This is a genomic window from Exiguobacterium sp. KRL4 (assembly GCF_001870785.1).
Lineage (GTDB): Bacteria > Bacillota > Bacilli > Exiguobacteriales > Exiguobacteriaceae > Exiguobacterium_A.
This window is the reverse complement of the sequence record NZ_MOLV01000044.1, coordinates 1-5595: the sequence shown is the minus strand read 5'-3', so window position 1 is coordinate 5595 and position 5595 is coordinate 1. Positions and strand designations below refer to the sequence as shown.

The window sequence follows — 5595 nt, the reverse complement described above, 5'->3', positions numbered from 1 at the left end:
AACTAAGTGTAGACCATCCACAGCCTGAAAAATCTCCTGCAGCATGCAGATGCTGCCTTATACGACGCTAAATCATCGGGTAAAAATACGTTCAAGTTTTTTAACGAATCATAAAGGAAAGGGGAGAGCATACTATTTCAGCATCTCTCCCCTTTCCTTATCCAATCAATAGTTGAAGATCTTCTTTAGGACCAAAATGGAACAGAATTTTTTAGTAGAGAGCACCTAAAATACTCCTTCAAATGAACGACACTAGATAATGATAAGGAGAATAAAGTTGGGCAGGACTCATGAAAACTTCTTCAAATATCAGGAAGTCTTCCACATCTTCTAGTTCTATATAGTAAAGGCGAATCGCCTCTTCGATTTCTTCGGTTAATTCCTCACGTATTTGAACGAAATCTTCCCATTGTCGATGAGCATGATCTTTGATCAGTAACACATAGGGATCGCTTGGTTTTAAGACGATCGTTGAGAAGGAGATTAGATTCTTCTCAAAAGCTGAGTTAAGTTTCTGTGCCAATAAAGAGGATTTTTTCATAATCTAATCCTTCCTAAAACCGTTTTTTAACAAGGTGTTTTAAAATCAAAATAATCTTTAGTACATTTATTATAACTAATATATTGAAACTGCAATACTGCCTGATTTTTTTCGAAATATAAAGAAATGAACAGGAGGAGAATGTAATCTCTATCATCTTGCTTCTGACATGAAAGGTATTTAATCTGAAAAAATGAGTAAAAGCGTAGAAGATTTCCGTAAAAAATCCTGAAAGAAGAGTGCGTCCTTCCAAAGAAAGTTGCACTTAGGAAGGACGCACTCTATGGTTTATTTCATCATGAACGATGCTTGATATCTGATACGGCGCGTCCGTCCTTTTCAGGGAAGACGTTCTTATCCAAATATTTATGGAAGAACCATTCGCCTACGCCGATCACTAAGGCGGAGAAGAGTGCAGCGCGAATGATTTCGTCGTCCGCCCCCTTGATCATCCCGTCACCCATCAGCCAAATGACGAGGAAAGAGAGGATGATGTCAGCAATCGTGGCCATCATGTTCCGCTTCTTATGGTCCTCATGAGGATCATGATGGTGAGAATGGTTGTTCCCGTTACTGTTGTTCACGTGATTCCCATTCTGCTTATTCGATGATCCATCCCCGGTTCTTCTGAAGATCATCAGGTCCCCTAATACATAGGCGATGAGTGTCAGCACGAGGCTAATCAAAAGGGTCTTCTCGATCTCGACATCATAAATCACAGTCAGGATGACAAGCAGTACGACGGCAATCATTAGAAACTTCATGATGAGTGCTTTTGCATGGTTCATTTGATTTCCTCCTCTATACGTTTTTGGTGGTACTTTAAGTTATTACCCCACTCTCCACACTTTAATCATTTACAGCTTTACTATATTAAAAATGTTAATAAAATATATCTTTTAATAGATTACCCCCTTTTTTTTTATGCATATTTGAAAATTTTTTTAGAACCGTAATGGAATGTGTTCATGAAAAAGGACTGTCATGTATCTTTAGATTTATTTCATTAAAAAAAATACGAATAAGGTTAGAAGAAAGAAAAAGAAGGTATAGATAACTTGTACGTTTCATACATGTTTTAAATAGATTAAGGGAGGAATCGATGATGTTCAGACACCAGAAAGAATTACAGTTCGAAGTGAAGGTAGATCGTCCGGATCCGAAGCTGGCACGTGCCGTGCAAGAGGTGTTAGGGGGTCAATTCGGGGAAATGACCGTCATGATGCAGTACTTATTCCAAGGCTTTAACTGTCGGGGGAACGAGAAATATAAAGATATGTTGATGGACATCGGGACAGAAGAGATCGGGCACGTCGAGATGTTATGTTCCTTGATTTCTCAGTTGCTTGACGGGGCATCTCCTGACGATCAGGCTGAGGCTGCCAAGGATCCGGCTACCGCTGCGATTCTCGGAGGTATGAATCCGCAACACTTATTGGTCAGTGGTCTAGGTGGATTACCCACTAATGCCAACGGCATTCCTTGGAATGGCTCCTATATCGTCGCAAGTGGGAATCTCCTTGCCGATATGCGCTCCAATCTCCATGCTGAATCCCAAGGTCGCCTGCAAGTCGCCCGTCTCTATCATATGACGAATGACGAAGGCGTACGAGCGACGTTCCGGAAGATGTTGGCCCGCGACCGGTATCACCAATATCAATGGATGGCAGCGATCGAGGAACTAGAACAAAAGAACGGAATCATCGTTCCAGCCACGTTCAGTCCCGAGGATGAAATGGAAGCCCAACCCCATGCCTATGAGTTTTGGGATCTATCAGAAGGAACGGCTTCGAAAGAAGGACGATGGGCACAAGGCCCAGCACAGGACGGTACAGGAGAATTCGTCCACCTGGAGAATCCGGCTCCACAAGGTCAAGTTCCAAATCCGGTGGTTCCACCTTTTAACATCCATCATGACTTAGAGGAAACAACTAGCGATAAAGGGATCAAGGACACGGTAAAAGATATCTTAAAAAACAAGGAGTGAATGTATATGGCTAAGAAAGAATTAGCAATTCATGAAACGTTAGAAATTCATGAGATCCTGACGGTAAAACAAGCATGCCTCGTAAAAGCGTATGCCCTCAGCCCACTCGTTAAGGACGAGAATTTAAAAAAACTGATCGAGCAAGATGTGAAGGATTGCGAACAAGCCATCGAAGAGCTTCAAAAGCTTTTAAAATAAAATCTTCAATGAGGAGGATACACCCATGACAATCATGGAACAAATGAGCCGTTCAAGTAAGAAACGCGATGAATTAATCGCCACAGACTTCTTAGTGAGTGCGAAATCAACCGTACGCGCTTATGCAGTGGCAGTCACAGAAGCAGCTTCTCCAAATGTCCGTAAAACGTTGACGGAGCAGTTGAATAAGGCGATTCAAACACATGCTCAGATCGCCGATTACATGATCAAGAATGACATGTACGTCGCCTATGACTTAGAGAAGCAGTTGAAGCACGACGAAGAAAAGATCAATATCGTCAAAGATCTCCTTCATCCTAAAAAATAGGTTCGTGTCTCTTGTCGTATAGATAGAATAGAAAATGGGAGACTCCCATTTTCTATTCTATCTGTGTAAATCGATAAGGATTGAACAACGCACGGTATTTAGTGGGAAGCTCGCGAATCAAGGAGGTCAATAAGAGTGCCGAGATCATACTGTTACTTATATCATCCTCGTCATATCCAGTGGCAAGAAAGAGATTCGGATTGAGGTGATTTAACCGGCCGATGGCTGGTAACGAGTCAGCAGTGGAGTATCTGTCGGCTACGTGTTCCAGATTCTTGAAGAAATCTCTGCCCAGGCTAAATCGGGTATTTTCTTCCGCTTCTTGCAGAGGATGAGGGTCGGTGAAGATGATTTTTTGTACACGTATTTTATTATGGTCTTCATCATATATTTCCATGGGATTAGAAAAATTCAGGTCCTTCATTTTTCTTTCCTCGATGACGTGTCCTCCATATGAACAAAAATGATCCAAAAAGGAAGTAATATATCTCGAGGGGCAAAATTGAAGCTGATCCCGTAATATATAGCCGGACTTCATTTTCTGTGTCGAGTTTTCCGTTGCTTCGATTATCGTTCGTTCAACTGGAATTCCCACCTCTTCCATCGAAAGGATTTCAGTCTCCATTCTTCTTTGATCATCAGGTGTCTCCGCCAAAACATAAACATCCTGCATACGGAGTAGACACTCTATTTCTAGACGTTCGATTTGATATTTCAAAAAATAAGCAGCTTCTTGGATCGCTTCATGGTATAGAATCGTCTGCTCAACCCCTACCTTTTTTACTAAATCTGAATATGAAGGAGTTGCGGACGCAGGAAAGAGAAGGTACTGATTTTTGATTTTTTCAAGAAACCACTCCTTGTCCAGCATGAGAGTGACGTCATGTCCTCGTTCTTGTAAAATCGAGGCGAGTGTGATGGCTGTCAAGTTCCCTCCCATAATCAATAGCTCTGTCTCGGTCTCCGAATCGCGTGTAAGCCTCATAGCCTTGTCTAACAGCATCTTTGTCCAGACTAAGGTAGAAGAACGATCGATTTGTGCATTCATCATCAGTGATTTCCTCCCTCCACATCATCCAACAGTAAAAAAGATGTATTTTAAATTCATGTTTTAAGTTTTTTCCTTTTTTCTTTTCTTTTTAAACCATTTAGACGTATGGGAATCCTCAAGTTAATCATATGGAAAGCTTATAATGGAAGTGTTCTCCTAGATTACACATTTAAAACGAACTAGTAAATAAAGTAGCGTGTAATAAGATGTATCCGATAAGTAGGAAAAGGAAAAGAGGATTGGATGATCGGCAAGCAATGTATCGTACTCCTGTCAGTCAAATAGAAATCTATTTGGAAAGGACACAACTTCATGAAAATCAACCTATCGACCGAGTATGCCATCCGAGTCCTTTTATTTGCAGCAACCCATCCAACGCGGTTAGTTAAAATAAAAGAGATTGCAGAGACCTATCAGATATCCGAGAACCATCTCATGAAAATTGTTCATGCTTTACAAAAAAATGGTTATCTTCATACGGTACGCGGAAGAAATGGTGGCTTTCGATTGGCCAAGGCGGCCGAAAATATTAGTATCGGAGAAATCATTATGATTTTCGAAGACATGGTCTATCTGAAAAATGAAGACCCGATTAGTTCCGTTGGTGATCTTCCAATTCGTCAGACACTGGATAAAGCCTATCTGCTCTTTTTCGAATTTCTCCAATCTATTACGTTAAATGAAATAGTTGACACGAAAAACAAATAAGAATCCCTGAATGTTTAGCCACAGTTCCGTTCGTATTGGCGTTTCCAAGCAATAACTTAGCTGATATGGTATGATAGGTACATCTCATCTGAGTTCGTCTATGAGGATTTTATATCGCAGTGATAAGTCAGGATGTTTTGTTACTGAGTTTTGGCGAACGAGGAGTAGCTAACTTTTTTTGGATGGCATTTCATGAGATGTCCTCTTCCAATTGGTCACGTAAATCTTCTTTTTTACGATTATCCAAGAGGAGGATATTATGTTAAGCCGAGAAAAAATCACTTTCTACTCACTAAAAAATGAGATAAGAAGATCTTTACCTATCAAGCATTACATTTTGACTCCTACAATCACGGAGGAGTCTTGGCATTGCATGATCTATCGCGTCTCCATTACTGAAGAAGAAAAGAAACGATTAGCTTCAAGTATGGGTACTATACTTCAAAAGAAATACACTGAAGATGTTCGGCTCCAGCTCTGTGATCAGCTTGATGACGTTTTCACCTACACGTTGCAGAATTCAAAGGAACTGATGGCACTTACGTTTCTACAAGTTCAAGACAAGCTAGATGTGAGCGTCGTACTGGTTAAAGATGAGACCATCATTTTTAAAGAGTATATTCAGGATCAAGACGGAGTCCGAAAATTGATTGAAACGATAATGAAATCTGTGAATGATGAATCCGTCGAACAAGTTTGATTTGTCTATAAAGTAATAGTGAAAGAAAAAGAGTGTCGTTTTTAAAACGGCACTCTTTTTCTCAGATCGTAGACAAACCCTC

Annotated in this window: 8 protein-coding genes; 5 read left to right on the top strand and 3 right to left on the bottom strand. The window is 40.5% G+C overall.

Translation table 11 applies throughout. The features are described from left to right. Positions 1-238: 238 nt before the first annotated feature. Both BLD48_RS15865 and BLD48_RS15860 read right to left on the bottom strand, forming a co-directional pair. Positions 239-541 (bottom strand): hypothetical protein, encoded by a 303-nt coding sequence (locus tag BLD48_RS15865; RefSeq protein ID WP_071501023.1) that lies wholly within the window; start codon positions 539-541, stop codon positions 239-241. Positions 542-837: 296 nt separating this feature from the next. Further along, complete coding sequence (locus tag BLD48_RS15860; RefSeq protein WP_071501022.1) at positions 838-1329, bottom strand: YndM family protein; 492 nt, start codon at positions 1327-1329, stop codon at positions 838-840. A 317-nt stretch (positions 1330-1646) separates the two neighbouring features. Here BLD48_RS15860 and BLD48_RS15855 point away from each other — a divergent pair, with 317 nt between their 5' ends. From BLD48_RS15855 to BLD48_RS15845, 3 genes are read left to right on the top strand one after another with little or no spacing between them, the layout of a single operon-like run. Then, complete coding sequence (locus BLD48_RS15855) at positions 1647-2528, top strand: manganese catalase (protein ID WP_071501021.1); 882 nt, start codon at positions 1647-1649, stop codon at positions 2526-2528. Positions 2529-2534: 6 nt separating this feature from the next. Next, positions 2535-2726, top strand: coding sequence for a spore coat protein (locus tag BLD48_RS15850; protein ID WP_071501020.1), 192 nt, complete (start codon positions 2535-2537; stop codon positions 2724-2726). A gap of 25 nt (positions 2727-2751) precedes the next feature. Next, a complete protein-coding gene (locus BLD48_RS15845; RefSeq protein ID WP_236630053.1) occupies positions 2752-3054 on the top strand; it encodes a spore coat protein in 303 nt (100 codons plus the stop codon). Between the two features lie 52 nt (positions 3055-3106). Here BLD48_RS15845 and BLD48_RS15840 read toward each other — a convergent pair whose 3' ends face one another. Beyond that, positions 3107-4105, bottom strand: a complete 999-nt coding sequence (locus BLD48_RS15840) for an FAD-binding oxidoreductase/lyase (protein WP_071501019.1) — start codon at positions 4103-4105, stop codon at positions 3107-3109. A gap of 312 nt (positions 4106-4417) precedes the next feature. Between BLD48_RS15840 and BLD48_RS15835 the strand changes: the two genes are divergently transcribed. Both BLD48_RS15835 and BLD48_RS15830 read left to right on the top strand, forming a co-directional pair. Then, entirely contained in the window at positions 4418-4813 is a 396-nt protein-coding gene (locus BLD48_RS15835) for an RrF2 family transcriptional regulator (RefSeq protein WP_071501018.1), read from the top strand. A 259-nt stretch (positions 4814-5072) separates the two neighbouring features. Then, on the top strand, positions 5073-5513 hold the full coding sequence (locus BLD48_RS15830; RefSeq protein ID WP_071501017.1) for a hypothetical protein: 441 nt from the start codon (positions 5073-5075) through the stop codon (positions 5511-5513). The last annotated feature ends 82 nt before the right edge of the window (positions 5514-5595 follow it).